The sequence below is a fragment of the Streptomyces sp. CHD11 genome, assembly GCF_018638295.1.
Lineage (GTDB): Bacteria > Actinomycetota > Actinomycetes > Streptomycetales > Streptomycetaceae > Streptomyces.
Window position 1 is genome coordinate 1 of sequence record NZ_JABTTS010000118.1, and the last position, 372, is coordinate 372.

Annotated in this window: 1 protein-coding gene; it reads right to left on the bottom strand. The window is 71.2% G+C overall.

Annotated features, from left to right (window positions below; genetic code table 11):
• Window positions 1–372: beta-ketoacyl synthase N-terminal-like domain-containing protein (locus HTV45_RS33420; RefSeq protein WP_215209632.1), on the bottom strand; the 372-nt coding region annotated here is incomplete at both ends.

The following is a 372-nucleotide window of genomic DNA, read 5'->3' on the forward strand; positions in this document are numbered from 1 at the left end:
TTGCCGGTCAGGATCCGTCCCTCGAGCTCCTGCGGCAGGGCGGACAGCCGCGGCGCGTAGTCCTGCGCCATGGCGCCCGCGAAGACTCCGGTCGGTGTGCTCTGCAGCGAGTGCGGATCGATGCCCGCCCGCTCCAGCGCCTCCCAGGAGCTCTCGAGCAGCAACCGCTGCTGGGGGTCCATCGCCAGCGCCTCGGCGCCCGAGATCCCGAAGAACGCCGCGTCGAACTCCGCCGCGTCCCGCAGGAATCCGCCCTGCCGGGTGAAGCTCGTTCCCGTCCGCCCATGGTCCTGGTCCTGGTCCTGGTCGAACAGGGTGTCCAGGTTCCAGCCACGGTCCGCCGGGAAATCGCCGATCACGTCCCGCCCGTCG